Raw genomic sequence first — 20,088 nt, forward strand, 5'->3', positions numbered from 1 at the left:
GTGCTTGCGGTGCCCCGGGTCGAGGTGACCAAGACCCGTGACTGGACCGGCCTGCTGCCGGTGGCGTTCAGCATGTGGCGCTCCCTCGGATCGACGGTGCCAGGCGGCCGTCCCCGCCTGCCCAGCCGGTCGTGCAGGGAGCATAGGGCCGACGGCTTCCGCGTTTTCACCGCATCCCCACGTTCTTGGAATGCAGCCGGTGAACGGCCTGTAGTGGTCGTTCGGCGCGGCATTTGTGTCGTTCGGCGGTCGGCGGCGTGTCGCGTGACCGATAAGCGGGTGGTCTATGCCGATGAGTGGGGAGTTTCCGCCGATCGTCGCCGATCATGACGCCGGTTGGTTGATTACGGAGGGCAAGGACGAGGCGGTTGGTGGCGACCGGGCCCTGTGGGGTAGCTGTGAGCGGCATGTGCTGTGCGCCGGATGCCGCGCGACGCGACCGGCCCGGGCGTGTCAGACTGCCGCCGTGGCCAGCCAGCCGAACATGAGCGATGCCGGAGCCGTGCTGGGCGGGAACCTGGTGGACCTGGTCGCGGCGGCCGCCGAGCGCGGACCCGACCACCCGGCCCTGGTCGACCCGGGTCGTGGCGTGGCGCTGAGCTGGTCACACGTGCAAGCGGCCGCCGATGCCGAGGTGGCCAGGCTGCGCGCCGCCGGGGTCCGGCCGGGGGAGCGGGTGCTGGTCCGGTTGGCCCACGGCGTGCCGTTCTGCCTGGCGCTGTTCGGCGCCGTCCGGGCCGGGGCGGTGGCGGTACCCATCGGCGCGGGCGCGCCCGCGCGCGAGCTGGCCGCGATCGTCGCGGACTGCGCGCCGTCGGTGCTGGTCGCCGAGCCGGGAGACGCGGCGGTCGCCGAGGTCGCGGGCGGAGCGCGGGTGCTCGGTCCGCCGGCACTGGACGCCTCTGCCGCTGCCGGGGCGGACGTGTCGCCGGCCGGTGCCGGTGAGGACATCGCGGTGCTCGGCTACACCTCGGGCACCACCGGCGTGCCGCGCGGCGTGCGGCTGTCGCACCGGGCGCTGCTGGCGAACCGGGCTCAGATCGCACGGTTGCGCCCGGCGCCGGTCAGCCCGGCGGACCGGGTGCTGCTGCAGTTGCCGCTGTTCCACCTGTTCGGGTTGGGCGCCGGCCTGCTACAGGTGTGCTGGTCCGGGGCCACCGGCGTGCTGGTCTCCGGCGCGGACCCGGTCGAGCTGATCGACGTGATCCGGGCCGAGCGGGTGACCGTGCTGGCCGGGGTGCCGTCGCTGTACCGGTCGATGTTGCGGCTGCCGGCCGAGCGGCTGCGCGAGGAGCTGGTCACCGTGCGGCTGTGCACCACCGGCGGCGCCCCGCTCGCCCCGGAGCTGCCCACGGAGTTCGCCGAGGCCACCGGGCTGGAGCTGTACGAGGGCTACGGGCTGACCGAGACCGGGCCGGTGCTGACCAGCACCCTGGTCGGCGGCCGGAGCAAGCCGGGTTCGGTGGGCCGCCCGCTGCCCGGCGGTTCCGAGGTGGCCGGCGTGGAGCTGCGGCTGGTGGACACGGACGGGTCGGAGGACCCCGACGACGAGGACTCCGGCGACGACGAGGACTGGGACACGGGCCAGCCGGACACCGGGCTGGTGTCGGTGCGCGGGCCGAACCTGTTCTCCGGGTACTGGCCCGACGGCGCCGGCGGTCCGGACGCGGACGGTTGGTTCCGGACCTCGGACGTCGGCTACCTGGACGCGGACGGTGACCTGCACCTGGTGGACAGGGCCAGCGACCTGGTCATCGTGAACGGCTTCAACGTCTACCCGCACGAGGTGGAGCAGGTGCTCGAGGAGCACCCCTCGGTGGCCGAGGCGGCGGTGATCGGGATCGCGGACCCGGCGACCGGGGAGGCGGTGAAGGCGGTGCTAGTGCCGCGCGCCGGCGCCACGCTGACCGAGGACGAGGTGCGGGCGCACTGCGCCGCGCGGTTGGCCAGGTTCAAGGTTCCCTCGGTAGTCGAGTTCGCGGACGTGCTGCCGCACTCGGCCACCGGCAAGATCACCAGGGTGGCGCTGCGGGAGGAGCGGCGATGACGGCGGTGACGGTGATGACGCGGCGGGAGTGCTCGCTGTGCGAGAAGGCCGTCGACGCGGTGCGCCGGATCTGCGGTGAGTTCGACGGCGTGCGATGGGAGACCGTGGACATCGACACCGACGCCGAGCTGCGCGCCGAGTACGGCGACCGGATACCGGTGGTGTTGATCGACGGCAAGGAGCACGGGTACTTCGCCGTGGAGGAGGACCGGTTCAGGGCGGCGCTGGCCCGCCTGGCCGCCGCCGGGGGCTGAGCATTACCGATCGCTGACGGTATCGCCCGCAAGCCTGGAAACGACCGCCGACCTGGTAAAACCGGGTTCATGACGGACACTCGCGCGCCCGCCGAGGCGCCGCTGCGGTTGCCGGCGGGGCAGGCCATCGGCGTCGTGGTGCTCGCGTTCGCGGCCGCCATCGGGGTGGGGCACCTGGTCGCGGGCGTGGTCAGCCCGCTGTCCTCGCCGTTTCAGGCGGTGGCCGACGCGGTGGTGCGGCTGGCCCCGTCGCCGCTGGTCGAGTTCGGCAAGTCGCTGGCGCTGCCCGGGCTGCCGGCGGGGCGGGCGGACAAGGTCGGGCTGTTGGTCGGCGTCGGCGTCGTGCTGTTGGGAGTCGCGGTGGCCGCCGGCTTGGCCTCACGGGCGAGTGCCCGGCCGGCGCGGTGGGCTCTGGTGGTGCTGGGGCTGGTGGGGCTCGCGGCGGTGTTCTCCTCGCCGGTGTTCGCGCTGGCCGACCTGGTGGCGCCGTTGGCCGCGATGGGCGCCGGGTTGTGGTCGCTGCGCTGGCTGCACGAGCGGGCCATGGCGGACGCGCTGACCGGTGTGTCGGAATCCGCGACTCACCCTGACAAAATCCCCGACTCGCGGGCGGTTGGGACGGCGGGGGTCACGCGGCGGGGGGTTCTCGTGGGTGTGGGGGCGGTGGGGGCCGGGGTTGGGGGGTATCTGCTGGGGGCTGGGGCGGATGTTAGCGGTGGGGCTGGTGGGGAGTTGGTGGCGCGGTTGCGGGGGGCGAGCCGGGCGGGGGCGGTGCCGGTGGGGGCGGACTTCGCGGGGTTGGGGACGCCGACGTTTTTGACGGCGAACGCGGACTTCTACCGGATCGACACCGCGCTGCGGCTGCCGGTCACCTCGGCGGCCGACTGGTCGATGCGGGTGCACGGGATGGTGGAGCGCGAGCTGGTGCTGTCCTACGCGGATCTGTTGCGCCGTCCGCTGGTGGAGCGGCCGGTGACGCTGGCCTGCGTGTCCAACGAGGTGGGCGGCGACCTGATTTCGACGGCCAATTTCGTCGGCGTGGAGCTGCGGCCGTTGCTGCTGGAGGCGGGCGTGCGGCCGGGCGCGGACCAGCTGCTGTCCACCAGCCAGGACGGCTGGACCGCCGGCACCCCGACCGACGTGCTGCTGGAGCCGGACCGGGGCGCGCTGCTCGCGCTGGGCATGAACGGCGAGCCGCTGCCGCTGGAGCACGGCTTCCCGGTGCGGATGGTGGTGCCGGGGCTGTACGGGTACGTCTCGGCCACCAAGTGGCTGGCCGACCTGGAGCTGACCACGTTCGAGGACGCGCAGGCGTACTGGCTGCGGCGCGGCTGGGCGAAGCTGGCGCCGATCAAGACCCAGTCCCGGATCGACCGCCCGCGCTCGGGCGACTCGGTGCCCGCCGGGCCGCTCACGGTGGCCGGGATTGCCTGGGCGCAGCACCGTGGGGTGTCCGGGGTGGAGGTCCGGGTGGACGGCGGCCCCTGGCAGCCCGCCGTGCTGAGCACCGAGGTGGGCCGCGACACCTGGCGGATGTGGCGGGCCGACCTGACGCTGCCGCCCGGCCCGCACCGGATCCAGTCGCGCGCCACCGATGCCACCGGGGTGCCGCAGACCGAGGCGATCGCGTCGCCGGTGCCCGACGGCGCCACCGGGTACCCGGAGATCTCCGTGAGCGCTCGCTAGAAACAGGCGCCGGCGCGGCCGTCGCGTGATCGGGGAGACACACCCAACACCCGTTGGAGTGCGCAAGCTATCCGCAGGTCAGCGACTTGCGGGCCGATCTTCAGGCCGGTTTCAAGATCGCTACTTTGTGCCTGCGTTCACAAGCGGCTACCGTAGTCGCCGACGCTACGACATGGACGGCGACCTGCCGGTCGGGCACCCGCGGACAGCGCCACAACCTGGGCGCCGCGACCGAGCCATCGACCCAGTGTCGGCGCGCAGACCAGCCGTAAGGATTCGAGGAGAAGCCAGCGTGACGTTGCATCCGCAGGCCGATCCGGCTGAGTCGGAACCGGCCCGCGCCGCCGCTGACCGAGCGATCCCGGAGGCGACGGTCGCTCGGCTGGCGGTCTACCTGCGCGTGCTGGGCGACTTGGCGCGGACCGGCGGGATGCCCGGGGTGGTCACGGTGTCCAGTGAGGACCTGGCCGCGGCGGCCGGGGTGAACTCGGCGAAGCTGCGCAAGGACCTGTCCTACATCGGCTCGAACGGCACCCGCGGCGTCGGCTACGAGGTGACCCGGCTGGTCCAGCAGATCGAGCACACCCTCGGGCTGACCCAGCGGCACGGGGTCGCGCTGGTCGGGGTCGGGAACCTCGGCCACGCGCTGGCCGGCTACAGCGGGTTCGCCAACCGCGGCTTCCCGCTGCGCGCGCTGTTCGACGTCGATCCCGACCTGGTCGGCATCCACATCGCCGGCATCCTGGTCGAGCACGCCGACCGGATCCCGGAGCTGTGCGTGCAGCGCGGGGTGACCATCGGCGTGATCGCCACCCCCGGCCCGGCCGCGCAGAAGGTGTGCGACCAGCTGGTCGGCGGCGGCGTTCGGTCCATCCTGAACTTCGCCCCGGTGGTCCTGCAGGTGCCCGACGAGGTCGAGGTGCGCAAGGTGGACCTGGCGGTGGAGATGCAGATCCTGTCCTTCCACGTTGCCCGCCGGCACGGGGAGACCCTCCCCGAGGTCGCCGGGAACGGCACCGGGGTGATGCCGCGATGAGCGTCCTCGTGGTCGGGCTGTCGCACCGCAGCGCCCCTGTCGACGTCCTGGAACGCGCCTCGGTGTCCGCGCAGGACGTACCGAAGCTCCTCGACGAGCTCATTCGGGCCGGCGCGACCAGTGAAATCCTCGTGCTCTCCACCTGCAACCGCGTCGAGGTCTACGCGGTGGTGGAGACGTTCCACGGCGGGCTCGCCGACGTCTCCGGGGTGCTGGCCAGGCACGCCGGCAGCGACGTCGGCTCACTGTCCCGTCACCTGTACGTGCACTACGCGGCGTCCGCGGTGGAGCACCTGTTCTCGGTGGCCGCCGGGCTGGACTCGATGGTCATCGGTGAGGCGCAGATCCTCGGCCAGCTTCGTACCGCGTACAACGCCGCGATCGAGGCGGGCACCGTCGGCCGGGTGATGCACGAGGTGGCCCAGCAGGCGCTGCGGGTGGGCAAGCGCGCGCACACCGAGACCGGCATCGACGCAGCCGGCGCCTCGGTGGTGTCCGAGGCGCTGGTGGACGCCGACGCGACGCTCGGCGGGCTGGCCGGCCGCCGCGCGCTGGTGGTCGGCGCCGGTTCGATGGGCGCGCTGGCCGCCGCGCAGCTGCGCCGCGCCGGGGTGTCCGAGCTGACGGTGGCCAACCGCACCCCCGACCGGGCTGCCCGACTGGCCGCCGCGCAGACCGCCGAGGGCCTGCCGTCCCGTGCCGTCGGCCTGGACCGGCTGGCCGCCGAGATCGAGCTGGCCGACCTGGTGGTCACCTGCACCGGCGCGGTGGGCACGGTGCTCACCGCCGACATGGTCGCCGAGGCGGTCGCGCGCCGAGCCGGACGGCCGCTGGTGATCTGCGACCTCGGGCTGCCCAGGGACGTGGACAAGGCGGTGGCCGAGCTGGTCACCGTCGTCGACCTGGCCACCCTCAACGAACGCCTCGGCGACCGGATCGAAGGCGACACGGTCAAGGCGGCCCGCCAGATCGTCGCCGACGAGGTGGCTGCCTACCTGTCAGCGCAGCGCTCCGCCGAGGTCACCCCCACGGTGACCGCGCTGCGCCGGCGCGCCGCCGAGGTGGTGGACGCCGAGCTGCTGCGGCTGGCCGGCCGGCTCCCCGAGCTGGACCCCGCGGTCCGCGACGAGCTGACCAGAACCGTCCGCCGCGTGGTGGACAAGCTGCTGCACACCCCGACCGTGCGGGTCAAGCAACTGGCCGAGGCGCCGGGCGGGGACACCTACGCCGAGGCGCTGCGCGAGCTGTTCGGGCTCGACCCGCAGGCACCCGCCGCCGTGGCCGCCGCCAGAGGAACGGCCGGCGTGCCCCTTGACCAGATTCCCCAGGACGGTGTCCATTGACCCAACGAGCGTCAGAGAGCGCGCTCACCAGGACGCTTCGGATCGGAACCCGAGGCAGCGCGCTGGCACTCGCGCAGGCGAACTTCGTGGCCGACACGATTCGCAAGGCGGGCTGCCCGGTCGAGCAGATAGTGGTGAGCACCACCGGCGACGAGTCGTCCGCCCCGGTGGCCGACCTCGGCATCGGGGTGTTCACCTCCGCGCTGCGTGAGGCGCTGGCCCGCGGCGAGGTCGACTTCGCGGTGCACTCCTTCAAGGACCTGCCCACCACGCCGGACCCGAGGTTCACCCTCGCCGCCGTCCCGGTCCGGGAGGACCCCCGGGACGTGCTGGTGGCCCGCGACGGCCTCGCACTGGCCCAGCTGCCGTCCGGCTCGGTGGTCGGCACCGGCTCGCCGCGCCGGGCCACCCAGCTGCGCGCGCTCGGGCTCGGCCTCGAGGTGGTCGGGATGCGCGGCAACGTCGGCACCCGGATCCAGAAGGTCCGCGACGGCGAGCTGGACGCGGTGGTGCTGGCCCGCGCCGGCCTGGCCCGGTTGGGCCGGCTGGACGAGATCACCGAGGTGTTCGACCCGCTGCAGATGCTGCCGGCGCCGGCACAGGGCGCGCTGGCCATCGAGTGCCTGGCCGACGACATAGAGACCGAGCACCGGCTGGCCGCCCTGGACGACCCGGCCACCCGCGCCGCGGTGACCGCCGAGCGCGCCCTGCTGGCCGGCCTCGGCTCGCCATGCAGCGCGCCGATCGGCGCGCTGGCCGAGGTCGTCGACGATTTGGACGAGGACGGCCACGTCATCGAGAGCTTGTCGCTGCGCGGCGTCGCTGCGACCGCCGACGGCACGCTGCTGCGTGCCTCGATCACCGGAAAGACAACCGAAGCCGCGTCGCTGGGGCGTGCCCTGGCGGCCGAGCTGCTTGACCTGGGTGCCGAGCCGCTGCCCGCGGCCGGAGGCCCCGCGCACCGTTAGATCGGGGAGTTCTCCAGATGAGTTCAACACACACCGCCAGCCGGATCGCCTTCGTGGGCAGTGGTCCCGGCGACCCGGGTCTGCTCACCGTGCGGGCCAGGGACACCCTCGGCACGGCGCCGCTGATCATCACCGACCCGGACGTACCTGAAGAGGTGCTGGCCGTTGCCGACGAGGGCGCCGAGATCCGCCCCGCCGTGGGTGACCCGACCCAGGTCGCCAAGGAGCTGATCGCCGAGGCCAGCGCCGGCCGGGCGGTGGTACGCCTGGTCGCCGGCGACCCGCTGACCGCCGACGCGGTGGTCGCCGAGGCGCTCGAGGTGTCCCGAGGCCCGGTCCCGTTCGACGTGATCCCCGGCGTGCCCTCGGCGACGTCGGTGCCCGCCTACGCCGGGGTGCCGCTCGGGTCCGCCTACACGGTGGCCGACGCCCGCGCCGGCGTGGACTGGGCCCGGGTGGCCGGCGCGCCCGAGCCGCTGGTCCTGCACGCCACCGCCGCGCACCTGGCCGAGGTGGCCAACGGCCTGACCGAGCAGGGCGTGCCGGGGCACACCCCGGTCGCGGTGACCACCGAGGGCACCGGCTCGGTGCAGCGCACGGTGACCACCAGCCTCGGTGCGCTCGCCGTCGACGCCGCCATCCTGAGCGGCCCGCTGGTGCTCACCGTCGGCGACGCCGTGGCCCAGCGCGACGCGCTGTCCTGGTGGGAGTCGCGCGCGCTGTACGGCTGGCGGGTGCTGGTGCCGCGCACCAAGGACCAGGCCGGCGTGATGAGCGAGCGGCTGCGGGTACACGGCGCCATCCCTGAGGAGGTGCCGACCATCGCCGTCGAGCCGCCGCGCTCGCCCGCGCAGATGGAGCGCGCGGTCAAGGGCCTGGTGGACGGCCGCTACCAGTGGGTCGTGTTCACCTCGACGAACGCGGTGCGCGCGGTCTGGGAGAAGTTCGCCGAGTTCGGGCTGGACGCGCGGGCGTTCTCCGGCGTGAAGATCGCCTGCGTCGGCGCCGCCACCGCCGCCAAGGTCCGCTCGTTCGGCATCCACCCCGAGCTGGTGCCGGACCCGACCGAGATCACCGAGGTCTCGTCCGAGGGCCTGCTGCAGATCTTCCCGCCGCACGACGACGTGCTCGACCCGGTGGACCGGGTGCTGCTCCCGCGCGCCGACATCGCCACCGAGACGCTGGCCGCCGGCCTGCGCGACCGCGGCTGGGAGATCGACGACGTGACCGCGTACCGCACGGTGCGCGCCGCGCCGCCGCCCGCCCCGATCCGCGAGGCCATCAAGACCGGCGGCTTCGAGGCGGTGTGCTTCACCTCGTCGTCCACGGTCCGCAACCTGGTCGGGATCGCCGGCAAGCCGCACGCCCGCACCCTGGTGGCCTGCATCGGCCCGAAGACGGCGGAGACCGCCCGCGAGTTCGGCCTGCGCGTCGACGTCCAGCCCGACCACGCCCAGGTCCCCGCTCTGGTCGACGCCCTCGCCGCGCACGCCGCGCGCCTGCGCGCCGAAGGCGCCCTGCCGCCCCCGCGCAAGGCGAAAGCCCGCCGGAGGTAAACCCCGCCCGCACCCGCACCCCGCCCGCGAGTCGGGCGTCTGAGCACACTGAGTCGCGCGTTTCAGCACACTGTGACGTGAGGCTCTTCGGTGCTCGGACGCCGGGTCGTAGGCTCGGACGCATGTTCCCGACGCAACGCCCGCGCCGGCTTCGCACCACCCCCGCGATGCGGCGGCTGGTGGCGGAGACGGAGGTGCGGCCGAGAAACCTGATCCTGCCGATGTTCGTCAGGGAGGGCGTCACCGAGCCGGTGCCGATCGCGTCCATGCCGGGCGTGGTGCAGCACAGCAGGGACTCGCTGCGCAAGGCCGCCGCCGAGGCGGTGGCGGCCGGCGTGGGCGGGCTGATGCTGTTCGGCGTCCCGGAGCACTACGACGCCGTGGGCTCGGCGGGGGTGGACCCGGACGGCGTGCTCAACGTGGCCCTGGCCGACGTCCGCGCCGAGGTCGGCGACGACGCGGTGATCATGTCCGACTGCTGCCTCGACGAGTTCACCGACCACGGCCACTGCGGCGTGCTGGACGAGTCCGGTGCGGTGGACAACGACGCCACGCTGGCGGTGTACGCCGAGATGGCGGTCGCGCAGGCCGAGGCCGGGGCGCACATGGTCGGGCCCAGCGGCATGATGGACGGCCAGGTCGGCGTGATCAGGGAGGCGCTGGACGGCGCCGGGCACACCGACACCGGCATCCTGGCCTACACCGTGAAGTACGCCTCGGCGTTCTACGGCCCGTTCCGCGAGGCGGTGAACTCCCAGCTCAAGGGCGACCGCAAGACGTACCAGCAGGACCCGCCGAACGCCAGGGAGGCGCTGCGCGAGCTCGCGTTGGACCTGGAGGAGGGCGCCGACGCGGTCATGGTCAAGCCGGCCATGTCGTACCTGGACATCGTGCGGGTGGTCGCCGACAACGCCGACGTCCCGGTGGCCGCGTACCAGATCTCCGGCGAGTACGCCATGGTCGAAGCGGCCGCCGCCAACGGCTGGCTGGACCGTGACCGCACGATCCTCGAGACGCTCACCGGCATCCGCCGCGCCGGCGCCGACCTCGTCCTCACCTACTGGGCCACCGAGGTCGCCACCCGCCTCACGTAACCCCGCGAGTCGGGATTTTTGTCAGGGTGAGTCGGGATTTTTGTCAGTCCTGCGGCATGCCCGACACGTAGTGTGGAATCGGCGATCCGCGGTGCGGAACGCGGCGATGCGGCGGTATCGGCGGGCGGGGGTCCGCTACGGTGCACCGCTGTGTCCACGGACGTGGGTCCCTTACCGCCGGCTCCGGTGCGAGCGTCGTTCGCGCTGTTCCTCGGCGTGGTGGTGCTGTCGCTGCTCAACGCCGTGATCCAGTCGGCCTTCCGGCTCAGCGGCACCCCGGTGCTGGTCGGTGCGCTGATCGAGTCCGTGCTGTTCCTGGTCCTCGGGGCGCACATGCGGGCCGGCCGGCCCTGGGCGCGGGTCACGCTGGCGAGCGTGGCCTGGGTGTTCGTGGTGGTGAGCCTGGTCGCGGTGTACGGCCTGAACGGCGAGTGGGGAGGGAACCTGCGCGGGCTGGTGATGTTCACCCTGGTCGCGATCGTGGCCAAGCTCGCCATGATCGTCGCGGCCACCCTGTTGATGTACCGGCCGAGCGTTCGGGCGTACTTCACCGAGGCCAACGAGGCCAGGCCGGTGGGAGCTAAATGAGGTAGGTGGCATGCTTTAAGGTGCCCCTTGTGACCACACCGTCTGAGCCTCGCCACCGGGAAGCGGCCGAAGACCTCGCCCCGTCGGCCTCGGTCGACGATGGCGGCGCGGCGAGCGATTCCGTGCCCGAGGTGACCCAGTCCCTCTACGCGAGGGACGACCAAGGGGGCACGTCCACCCATGCGGCGCAGCGCCGGCCGGCCGAGATGTGGGGCGGTGCGATCTTCCTCACCCTGGCCGCGCTGCCGGTGGTGTTCTCCGGGTTGCTGCTCGCGCTGCAGCCCGGCTCGGTGGGCGCGAACCTGAAGCAGCTCGCCGGCACGGCGGTGAACGCGGACACCGTGCTCACCGCGGCCAAGGTCGCCGGCGGCGTGCTGTTCGTGCTCGGCGTGCTGTTCGTCGTGTTCGCCTGGCAGGCGGTGAAGCCCAAGCGCAGCGCCCGCAAGGTGGTCACCGTGATGGTGGTCATCGAGGTCGTGCTGCTGGTCTTCGCCATGGTGGTGTCCGCGCCCGACCCGGTGTTGGTGGGCATGCTGCTGCTCGCGGTGGCCGGCACCGTGCTGCTCTACCTGCCCCGGTCCGAGGAGTTCGTCAGCCACCGACGCTGACTGTGGATAACTCGGCGCCTCTCGCGACCGAGACGTCCCGACTCTGCGAGACTGGCGGCCGTGACCCGCTTGACGACCCAGCCTGACGCCAGCACCCGCACCCGATCCGCCGAGCTGTTCGAGCGCGCCGTCCAGGTCATTCCAGGCGGCGTGAACTCACCGGTCCGGGCGTTCGGCGCGGTCGGCGGCACGCCCCCGTTCGTGGTCTCGGGGCGCGGGCCGTGGCTGACCGACGCCGACGGTGCGCGCTATGTCGACCTGGTCTGCTCGTGGGGGCCGATGATCCTCGGGCACGCGCACCCGGCGGTGGTCGATGCGGTGCGCGCGGCCGCCGTCGACGGGCTCTCGTTCGGCGCCCCCACCGAGGGCGAGGTGGCGCTCGCCGAGGAGATCGTGGCGAGGGTGGAGCCGGTCGAGCAGGTCAGGCTGGTGAACTCCGGCACCGAGGCCACCATGAGCGCGGTCAGGCTGGCCAGAGGCGCCACCGGCCGGCGGGTGATCGTCAAGTTCGCCGGCTGCTACCACGGGCACGTGGACGCGCTGCTCGCCCAGGCCGGCTCCGGGGTGGCCACGTTCGGGCTGCCCACCAGCCCCGGGGTCACCGGCGCGCAGGCCGCCGACACGGTGGTGCTGCCCTACAACGACCTGGACGCGGTGGCCGCCGTGTTCGCCGAGCGCGGCGACGAGATCGCCTGCGTGATCACCGAGGCGGCGGCAGGGAACATGGGCGTGGTGGCCCCGTCGCCGGGGTTCAACGCCGGCCTGCGGTCGCTGGCCAGCCAGCACGGGGCGCTGCTCGTGATCGACGAGGTGATGACCGGGTTCCGGGTGTCCCGGTCGGGTTGGTACGGCATCGAGGGCGTCCCGGGCGACCTGTACACCTTCGGCAAGGTGATGTCCGGAGGGCTTCCGGCGGCCGCGTTCGGCGGGCGCGCCGAGCTGATGGGCCACCTCGCCCCGGCCGGCCCCGTCTACCAGGCCGGCACCCTCTCCGGGAACCCGATAGCGGTGGCCGCCGGGCTGGCCACGCTGCGGGCCGCCGACGACGCGGTGTACGCCGCGCTGGACGCGAACGCCGGGAGACTCGGCGGACTGATCGACGAGGCGCTGACCTCGGCCGGCGTGCCGCACCAGGTGCAGTACGCGGGCAACATGCTCTCGGTGTTCTTCGCCGAGGCGCCGGTGACCGACTTCGCCACCGCGAGCGCCGCGCAGACCTGGAGGTTCCCGCCGTTCTTCCGGGAGCTGCTCGGGCGCGGCGTGTACCCGCCGCCGAGCGCGTTCGAGGCCTGGTTCGTCTCGTCCGCGCTGGACGACGAGGCGTTCGAGGTCATCGAGGCCGCGCTGCCGGCCGCCGCCAGGGCCGCCGCGGCCGCCGTCGACCCCGCTGGGGGCGGCCGGTGAGCCCCCTTCGGACGACTGTGCACCTGCTCCGGCACGGCGAGGTCTACAACCCGGAGCAGATCCTGTACGGGCGGCTGCCCGGCTACCGGCTGTCCGAGCACGGCGAGCGACAGGCCGAGGCGGTCGCGGAGGCGCTGGCCGGCGAGGACATCACGGTGCTGCTCGCCTCCCCGCTGGAGCGCGCGCAGCAGACCGCCGCCGCGATCGCCGCGTCGCACGGCCTGGAGGTGGTCACCGAGCCCAACCTGATCGAGGCGGCCAACGCGTTCGAGGGGTCGATCGGGGTGGGAGACGGTGCGCTGCGCCGCCCCTCGGCGTGGCCGAAGCTGATCAACCCGTTCCGGCCGTCCTGGGGCGAGCCGTACGCGGGGATCGCCGCCCGGATGCGCGCGGCCGTGCACCGGGCACGCGAGCTCGCCGCCGGTCACACCGCCGTGTGCGTGTCCCACCAGCTGCCGATCTGGACGCTTCGGCGCAGCCTGGAGGGCAAGCGGCTCTGGCACGACCCCCGGCGGCGGGAGTGCGCGCTGGCGTCGCTGACCAGCCTGGTTTTCGACGGCACGCGGCTGGCCGAGCTGCGCTACCGGGAACCGGCCGGATCCAGCGACCCGAAGGTGACGGGCGCATGACCGCCCGGCGGCTGGCGGCCGCGCTCGCGTGCCTGCTGGCGGCCGTCGCGCTCACCGCGTGCAGCACGGGCCGCGACGCCGTGGCCAGCGGCGGCGAGTTCCAGTTCGTCGCGCCGGGCGGCCAGACCGAGATCCGCTACGACCCGCCGGCGAACCGGGGCACGGTCACCGGGCTGGCCGGCGACAGCCTCACCGAGCCCGGCAGGCGGATCGGGCTGCACGACTTCCCCGGCCAGGTCGTCGTGGTCAACATCTGGGGCTCGTGGTGCGGGCCGTGCCGCGCCGAGATGGACGACCTGCAGCAGCTGCACCAGGGCACCGCCGCCCCGGGAGCCTCCGGGGTCACGGTGCTGGGCGTCGACGTGCGCGACGAGCGGACCGCCGCCGCCGACTTCGTCCGGGACCGCAAGATCACCTATCCGTCCATCTTCGACCAGCCCGGGCGAAGCCTGGACGCGCTGCACGGTTACCCGCGCAACACCGTGCCGTCCACCATCGTGCTGGACCGCCGCCACCGGGTGGCCGCCGTGTTCCTGACCGCCGTCCGCATCGGTCAGCTCGCCCCCGTGGTCCAGCAGGTGGCCGCCGAGGCGGGCTGAGCCGGCGGCCGGCCGATCCGAAGCGCGGTGACGAGCAGGAATGTGACGTAGATCGGCGACCCGGCCGCCACGCCCGGGCGCGCGCTGCTTACGCTCGACGTATATGGACCCATCCACCAGCCTCGCCATCTCAGGGCCGCCGCTGCTCGCGGTCCTGGTGGCGATCGCGGCCGGGGCGGTCAGCTTCGCCTCGCCGTGCGTGGTGCCGCTGGTGCCGGGATACCTGGCGTACCTGGCCGGGCTGGTCGGGGCGGACGCACCCCCGGTGACCCGGGACGAGGCGGCCACGCCGCACGCCGGGCGCTGGCGAGTGGCCGGGGCGGCCGCGCTGTTCGTCCTCGGGTTCACCGTTGTGTTCGGCGCGATCATGGTCGGGGTGGTCCGGCTGGCCGACGCGCTGACCCGCAACGAGGAGCTGCTGCGCCGCGCCGGTGGCGTCGTCACGATCGTGATGGGCCTGGCGTTCGTCGGGCTGGTGCCGGTGCTGTCCCGGGAGCGGCGGCTGCACCTGGTGCCGCGCGCGGGGTTGTGGGGGGCGCCGCTGCTGGGCGCGGTGTTCGGGCTGGGGTGGGTGCCGTGCATCGGGCCGACCCTGGCCGGCGTGGTCGCGGTGGCGGCGGGGACGGGCGGCGGCTCGCTGCGCGGGGTGGCGCTGACGCTCGCCTACTGCGCCGGGCTAGGCGTGCCGTTCGTGCTGGTCGCGGTGGGTGCGGCGCGCGCGGTGCGGGCGTTGGCCTGGCTGCGCCGGCACGTGCGGGCGGTCCAGGTCTGCGGCGGCGCGCTGCTGGTGCTGGTCGGTGTGCTGTTGGTCACCGGGCTGTGGGGCACGCTGGTGGCCAGCCTGCAGACCTCGATCGCGGGATTCACCCCGGCGATCTGATGACGAGCTCAACCCCGCGCACCCGGGACGCGACCGAGGCCGAGCCCGTCGTCGAAGAGCCGGTCACCCCGGGAAACGGGTCGGGTTGGCGGCCGGGGCCGGTGCGCGGGCTGGTCAGCGCGGCCCGGAACACCTGGCGCGGGCTGACCAGCATGCGGACCGCGCTGATCCTGCTGTTCCTTCTCGCGCTCGCGGCGCTGCCCGGCGCGCTGTTGCCGCAGCGCTCGCTGAACGCCGCGAAGATCACCGAGTACGTCCAGCAGCACCCCACCGTGGGGCCGGTGCTGGACAAGCTCGGGTTCTTCGACGTGTTCGCCAGCCCGTGGTTCGCCGCCATCTACCTGCTGCTGTTCGTGTCCCTGGTCGGCTGCCTCGGGCCGCGCGCGCTGGAGTACGCGCGGGCGTGCCGAGCCCAACCGGTGGCCACCCCGCGCAACCTGTTCCGGCTGCCGCACCACGCCGAGGGCCACCTCGACGACCCGCCCGACGAGGTCCTGCGGCGGGTACAGCAAAGGCTGCGGGGCTGGCGCACGGTGGTGCGGGAGCGGCCCGGTGCGGACGGCGAACCTGGCTACACCGTGTCCGCCGAGCGCGGCTACCTGCGCGAGGCCGGCAACCTGGTGTTCCACCTGGCGCTGGTCGGGCTGCTGGTCGCGTTCGCGGTCGGCAAGCTGTTCGGGTACGAGGGCCAGGTCATCGTGCTCACCGGCGGGCACCAGTTCTGCAACTCCGGCATCCTCGGCTACGACTCGTTCCGCGCCGGCGCGCTGGTGGACGGCACCTCGCTGAGCCCGTTCTGCGTCAAGGTGAACGACTTCAAGGCCGACTACCTGCCGAACGGCCAGCCGGTGCAGTACCGGTCGAACATCGGTTACCAGGCCGGCGACGACCTGGCCGCCGGCGACACCGGGCCGTGGCGGCCGTACCTGCTCGAGGTGAACTCGCCGCTGCGCATCGCCGGCGACCGGGTGTACCTGCTCGGCAACGGGTACGCGCCGACGTTCACGGTGACCTACCCGGACGGCACCGCGCGCACCCAGACCATCCAGTGGCGCACCGCCGACCAGGCCACCATGCTCGCCGAGGGCGCCACCAAGTTCGACCGTCCCGGGCTGTCCGACGAGGCCGCCCGCCGGGCCAACCAGATAGCCGTGACCGGCCTGCTCGCCCCGACCTCCACCGGCGGCAAGGTGATCACCTCGCAGTACCCGGAGCTGCTGCGGCCCGAGGTGGCGGTGGACGTGCTGCGCGGCGACCTGGGGCTGGACGACGGGCGCGGCCAGTCCATCTTCGAGGTGCCCAAGCAGCGGCTGGACTCCGGTGCGGTCAAGCGGGTGGCCAGGCAGAACCTGCTGCCCGGCCAGCAGCTCAGGCTGGACGACGGCACCACCGTCCGGTTCGACTCGGTGACCACATGGGTGTCGCTGCAGGTCTCGCACGACCCGGCGCAGGACTGGGTGCTGGTGTTCGCCGTGCTCATCCTGGCCGGCCTCGGCACCTCACTGACCATCAAACGGCGCCGTTTCTGGGCGCGCATCCGCCCCGCTCGGCCGGGTGAGGGGGATGACGGGCGGCGACGTACCGTGGTGGAGATCGGTGGGCTGGCGCGCACCGACCAGGCCGGGTACGGCGAGGAGTTCGCCCGGCTGCGCGCCGACCTGCTGCCCGCGCGGGAGGACGTCCCCCGCGACTCGCGCAACGATGGAGGCACGGCCTGATGCCGGTCAACGAGGCACTGGCGACGTACAGCGACTACGCGTTCCGTACGGCGGTGGTGATCTACCTGGTCGCCATGCTCCTGCACCTCGGTGAGTACGCCCGGGTCAAGGCGCCGAAGCAGCTGGTCGCGGTCGGTGCCGGCGACGGGCTCGACGTGGCGCCGGAGGCCTCGGGTGAGCGGACCCGGACCGACCGGTTCGGGCGGATGGCCGTGGCGATGACCATCCTGGGCGCGCTGCTGCACGCCGGCTCGCTGCTCACCCGTGGGCTGGCCGTGATGCGCTGGCCGTGGGGGAACATGTACGAGTTCAGCTCGGCGATCACGCTGTTCGCCGTGCTGGCCTGGCTGGTCGTGCTCCGGCGCAACCCCGGGATGCGCCGGGTCGGCGCGTTCCTGCTGCTCCCGGTCGTGATCCTGCTCTTCCTGGGCGGCACCGCGCTGTACGCGCAGGCGGCCCCCGTGGTGCCGGCGCTGCGTTCGTACTGGTTGGCCATCCACGTCTCGGCGATCAGCCTCGCCACCGGGATGCTCACCATGGCGGGGGTGGCCAGCGCGCTGTTCCTGGTGCGGCGGTCCGGGAACTCCGAGCGGAGCGGCGGGTTCGTCTCGATGCTGCCGGCGGCGGACGCGCTGGATCGGGTGGCCTACCGGGTCACGGTGATCGCGTTCCCGCTCTACACGTTCGCGATCATGGCCGGCGCGATCTGGGCCGAGGCGGCCTGGGGCCGGTTCTGGGGCTGGGACCCCAAGGAGACGGTCGCCTTCGTCGCCTGGGTGATCTACGCGGGCTACCTGCACGCGCGCTCCACCGCCGGCTGGCGGACCGGGCGGGCGGCGTGGATCAACGTGGCCGGGCTGGTGGCCGTGTTGTTCAACCTGTTCTTCGTGAACCTGGTCACCGCCGGGCTGCACTCCTACGCGGGTGTCGGCTGACCCCGAGTCGTTATATCTAGGCCCCTCGCGCCGCGCGTCGAGCCGGACTACCGTCCCACTGAGTGGTCGCGCATCGACCGACGGTGACGGCATGTCGCGACGGGGCGGTGGCGGAGAAAGAGGAGAACGGTGGAGCAGCGGGAGCGGGACTACCCACCCGGCACGGTGGGCTACCTGGCCCAAGGCCGAGGCTGGGGCAAGCCGCCACCCGACACGACAAAAGATCCGGCAACCAGCTCGTCCGAGCCGGCGACCGACACCGAGGACGAGGCCCGTCCCGCCCCGCCGGATGGCGGCGAGGCCCAGGAGGATGCCGAGCGCGGCCCCGCCGGCCCGGACATCCACACCGACGAGGACGCCGACGACGAGTTGGACTCCCGGTCGGGCGCCGGCGAACGGACCGGTGAGCGCCGGACCGAGCCGTCCGGCGAACGCGCCGGGGACCTGACCGAAGAAACGGCGGGCGAACGCCCGAGCGAGCCGGCCGGCGACCGCGACGCGGACAACGCCGGATCCGGCCCGACCGCGCGGGCCGGCGCGCTCGGCGAGGAGGCCTCCGGTGAGAGCCCGAACGAACAGGCCGGTGCTCGTGGTGCTGAGCGGCCCGAGGCTCGTGTTGGCGATCGTCATGGCGAGCGGCCCGGTGATCGTGCTGATGAGCGGGTCGGTCGCGGTGATGAGCGCGGCGGTGATCGTCTTGGGCTCAACGGGCGGTTGCGGGCGGTCACGGACGCCGGGCCGTCCGCCGATGAGCCTGTACCGATCGACACCGCCGTGCCCGAGGACACCCGGGTGGACCCGCCGGCCCCGATGCGCGAGCCGACGCGGCGGCGGCCGGCCCGTTGGGTGGAGCCCGGCGCGCTGGCCGCCCAGCAGGCCCAGCGCGCCCGGACCGGCCAGCTCGGGTTCGGCCTCGGCGACGGGCCGGCATCCCCGCCGGCGGCCCGCCAGGAGCGGCGCATCCCGAGGTCCGGGTGGCGGCGGATCGTCTACGTGCTCTCCCGTGGCCTGATCAACTTCGGGGAGAGCCCCGCCGACCTGCGCCGACGGCACCTCACGGCGCGGGTCAACCAGCCGCTGCACGGCTGCTACAAGATCGCGATGCTCAGCCTCAAGGGCGGCGTCGGGAAGACCACCGTGACGGCCACCCTGGGCGCCACGTTCGCCTCGTTGCGCGGTGACCGGGTGATCGCGGTGGACGCGAACCCGGACCGGGGCACGCTCAGCCAGAAGATCCCGTTGGAGACCAGCGCGACCGTCCGCCACCTGCTCCGCGACGCGCAGCGGGTGCGCCGCTACACCGACGTGCGCGCGTACACCTCACAGGGGCCGTCCCGGCTGGAGGTGCTGGCCAGCGAGCAGGACCCCGCGGTGTCCGAGGCGTTCAGCGAGCGGGACTACCGGCGGACGGTGACCCTGCTCGAGCACTTCTACAACATCGTGCTCACCGACTGCGGCACCGGTCTGATGCACTCGGCGATGTACGGGGTGCTGGGCCTCGCCGACTCGCTGGTGATCGTGTCGTCCGGCTCGATCGACGGCGCGCGCAGTGCCTCGGCCACCATGGACTGGCTGGACGCGCACGGCCACGGCGAGCTGGTGGCCAACTCGGTGGCCGTGATCAACTGCGTGCGCCGGTCGTCCGGGCAGGTGGACCTGGACCGGGTCGCCGAGCACTTCGCGGCGCGGTGCCGTTCGGTGGTCAAGATCCCGTTCGACAGCCACCTGGAGGAGGGGGCGGAGCTGGACCTCGACAGGCTGTCCACCGCCACCCGGACCGCGCTGCTGGAGCTGGCCGCGACGGTGGCCGACGTGTTCCCCAACTCGCACGGGTGACCCCCGGAGCCGGCGTCCGCCGGCTCCCCCCTTCCGAGCCGGCGAACGTCGGCCGGCGCCCAGATCCTCTGGCTTGCCGGGCCGGGCGACCGGGTCGTGCTGGTCCGGTGAGACTAAGGCCCGACGAGCCGAGACTGGGAGGAGTTGAGGAAGGCTTGACCTTTCCTTGAGGAAGACATGAGGTGGGGTGGTTGACGGCGTGGCGCCGCGTCAGCGCCGCCGGGGCGGATCCTCATCGTCACGGCGCAACTGCTCGCCGAGCTGGCGGAGGAACTCCGGGTCATCATCCGGAGCGCTCACCCGGCGGGGCGCGCTGGGCCGGGACACCGGCACCGGGGGCCGCCGGATCATCGTCTGCCACAGCAGCAACCCGACGAAGAGCCCGGCGGCCAGAGCAACGAGCAACAGCATGTCGACCACCTCCAGTCATGAGGCTAACCCAGCGAACGCTCCGCCGGGTGACACCATCCACATCCATCACCAGAGAGTGACCGATCGGGTCAGAAGCGGTATCAGGAGCAACATCAATTGAGCGATCCGGGGGATGGCCGGCGTCGGAGCGAGAGCGACCCTCGTAGGCTCGATGCCGTGACGTCCGAGGTACCAGAAGCGCCCGTCGGCCGGCCGCCACGCGGGCTCGGCTCCGCGATCGCCCGGTACGGCCTGGCCAGGGCCGGCCTCGTCGCCGTGCTGGCGGCGCTGCTGGTGCTGGTCGGGGTGCCGGTGTGGATCGCGTTGATGGTGGCGCTGGTGGCGGCGTTGCCGTTGTCGTGGCTGCTGTTCAAGACGCTGCGCGAGGACCTGAGCCTGGCGCTGGCCGACGCCGGCCGGCGGCGGGGCGAGCAGAAGGCCAGGCTGCGTGCCCAGCTGCGCGGCGAGGAGGCCGACGAGCCAGACGGGTCAGGAC

The 20,088-nt window shown here is 73.3% G+C and carries 18 protein-coding genes and 1 pseudogene; 18 read left to right on the forward strand and 1 reads right to left on the reverse strand.

Features of this window, described 5'->3' with window-relative positions:
* Nucleotides 1–484: 484 nt before the first annotated feature.
* From N912_RS0135370 to N912_RS66040, 17 genes are all read left to right on the forward strand, one after another.
* Nucleotides 485–2,047, forward strand: coding sequence for an AMP-binding protein (locus N912_RS0135370; protein ID WP_028926143.1), 1,563 nt, complete (start codon nucleotides 485–487; stop codon nucleotides 2,045–2,047).
* Nucleotides 2,044–2,301 (forward strand): glutaredoxin family protein, encoded by a 258-nt coding sequence (locus N912_RS0135375; RefSeq protein ID WP_028926144.1) that lies wholly within the window; start codon nucleotides 2,044–2,046, stop codon nucleotides 2,299–2,301. The genes N912_RS0135370 and N912_RS0135375 overlap by 4 nt, the downstream gene beginning before the upstream one ends.
* Nucleotides 2,302–2,370: 69 nt before the next feature.
* Nucleotides 2,371–3,987, forward strand: a complete 1,617-nt coding sequence (locus tag N912_RS0135380; RefSeq protein WP_028926145.1) for a molybdopterin-dependent oxidoreductase — start codon at nucleotides 2,371–2,373, stop codon at nucleotides 3,985–3,987.
* Nucleotides 3,988–4,159: 172 nt separating this feature from the next.
* Entirely contained in the window at nucleotides 4,160–5,023 is an 864-nt protein-coding gene (locus N912_RS56655; RefSeq protein WP_084211502.1) for a redox-sensing transcriptional repressor Rex, read from the forward strand.
* Nucleotides 5,020–6,366 (forward strand): glutamyl-tRNA reductase, encoded by a 1,347-nt coding sequence (locus tag N912_RS56660; RefSeq protein ID WP_051581259.1) that lies wholly within the window; start codon nucleotides 5,020–5,022, stop codon nucleotides 6,364–6,366. Before N912_RS56655 ends, N912_RS56660 begins: the two co-directional genes overlap by 4 nt.
* Nucleotides 6,363–7,334, forward strand: coding sequence for a hydroxymethylbilane synthase (gene hemC, locus N912_RS56665; protein WP_051581260.1), 972 nt, complete (start codon nucleotides 6,363–6,365; stop codon nucleotides 7,332–7,334). The genes N912_RS56660 and hemC overlap by 4 nt, the downstream gene beginning before the upstream one ends.
* Before the next feature lie 17 nt (nucleotides 7,335–7,351).
* Nucleotides 7,352–8,890 carry a bifunctional uroporphyrinogen-III C-methyltransferase/uroporphyrinogen-III synthase gene (locus tag N912_RS0135400; RefSeq protein WP_037068329.1) on the forward strand — a complete coding sequence of 513 codons (1,539 nt, stop codon included), beginning with the start codon at nucleotides 7,352–7,354 and terminating at the stop codon, nucleotides 8,888–8,890.
* A 122-nt stretch (nucleotides 8,891–9,012) separates the two neighbouring features.
* Nucleotides 9,013–9,984, forward strand: coding sequence for a porphobilinogen synthase (gene hemB / locus N912_RS0135405; protein ID WP_028926147.1), 972 nt, complete (start codon nucleotides 9,013–9,015; stop codon nucleotides 9,982–9,984).
* 186 nt (nucleotides 9,985–10,170) lie between these two features.
* Nucleotides 10,171–10,572, forward strand: a complete 402-nt coding sequence (locus tag N912_RS0135410; RefSeq protein ID WP_028926148.1) for a hypothetical protein — start codon at nucleotides 10,171–10,173, stop codon at nucleotides 10,570–10,572.
* Between the two features lie 29 nt (nucleotides 10,573–10,601).
* Nucleotides 10,602–11,180, forward strand: a complete 579-nt coding sequence (locus N912_RS0135415; protein ID WP_156994244.1) for a hypothetical protein — start codon at nucleotides 10,602–10,604, stop codon at nucleotides 11,178–11,180.
* Nucleotides 11,181–11,240: 60 nt separating this feature from the next.
* A complete protein-coding gene (gene hemL, locus N912_RS0135420) occupies nucleotides 11,241–12,584 on the forward strand; it encodes a glutamate-1-semialdehyde 2,1-aminomutase (RefSeq protein WP_245645661.1) in 1,344 nt (447 codons plus the stop codon).
* Nucleotides 12,581–13,213, forward strand: coding sequence for a histidine phosphatase family protein (locus tag N912_RS0135425; RefSeq protein WP_028926151.1), 633 nt, complete (start codon nucleotides 12,581–12,583; stop codon nucleotides 13,211–13,213). The genes hemL and N912_RS0135425 overlap by 4 nt, the downstream gene beginning before the upstream one ends.
* Nucleotides 13,210–13,812: a TlpA family protein disulfide reductase gene (locus N912_RS0135430; RefSeq protein WP_028926152.1), complete on the forward strand. Its 603-nt coding sequence runs from the start codon at nucleotides 13,210–13,212 to the stop codon at nucleotides 13,810–13,812. The genes N912_RS0135425 and N912_RS0135430 overlap by 4 nt, the downstream gene beginning before the upstream one ends.
* 103 nt (nucleotides 13,813–13,915) lie before the next feature.
* Nucleotides 13,916–14,692: a cytochrome c biogenesis CcdA family protein gene (locus N912_RS0135435; RefSeq protein WP_028926153.1), complete on the forward strand. Its 777-nt coding sequence runs from the start codon at nucleotides 13,916–13,918 to the stop codon at nucleotides 14,690–14,692.
* Nucleotides 14,692–16,410, forward strand: coding sequence for a cytochrome c biogenesis protein ResB (gene resB, locus N912_RS56670; protein WP_084211503.1), 1,719 nt, complete (start codon nucleotides 14,692–14,694; stop codon nucleotides 16,408–16,410). Before N912_RS0135435 ends, resB begins: the two co-directional genes overlap by 1 nt.
* Nucleotides 16,410–17,345 carry a c-type cytochrome biogenesis protein CcsB gene (gene ccsB, locus N912_RS0135445; RefSeq protein ID WP_028926154.1) on the forward strand — a complete coding sequence of 312 codons (936 nt, stop codon included), beginning with the start codon at nucleotides 16,410–16,412 and terminating at the stop codon, nucleotides 17,343–17,345. Before resB ends, ccsB begins: the two co-directional genes overlap by 1 nt.
* A 129-nt stretch (nucleotides 17,346–17,474) precedes the next feature.
* A complete protein-coding gene (locus N912_RS66040; RefSeq protein WP_245645663.1) occupies nucleotides 17,475–19,181 on the forward strand; it encodes a nucleotide-binding protein in 1,707 nt (568 codons plus the stop codon).
* A 210-nt stretch (nucleotides 19,182–19,391) separates the two neighbouring features.
* Here N912_RS66040 and N912_RS0135455 read toward each other — a convergent pair whose 3' ends face one another.
* The gene (locus N912_RS0135455) at nucleotides 19,392–19,592 is read right to left on the reverse strand and encodes a hypothetical protein (protein WP_028926155.1); all 201 of its coding nucleotides are present in this window, start codon (nucleotides 19,590–19,592) and stop codon (nucleotides 19,392–19,394) included.
* A 177-nt stretch (nucleotides 19,593–19,769) separates the two neighbouring features.
* On the opposite strand from N912_RS0135455, the pseudogene N912_RS66580 reads away from it, so the two are divergent.
* A pseudogene (locus tag N912_RS66580) lies at nucleotides 19,770–20,006 on the forward strand (DUF4229 domain-containing protein); the annotation flags it as partial.
* Nucleotides 20,007–20,088: the final 82 nt, after the last annotated feature.

It is taken from the genome of Actinospineispora acaciae DSM 45401 (assembly GCF_000620785.1).
Classification (GTDB): Bacteria; Actinomycetota; Actinomycetes; order Mycobacteriales; family Pseudonocardiaceae; genus Pseudonocardia; species Pseudonocardia acaciae.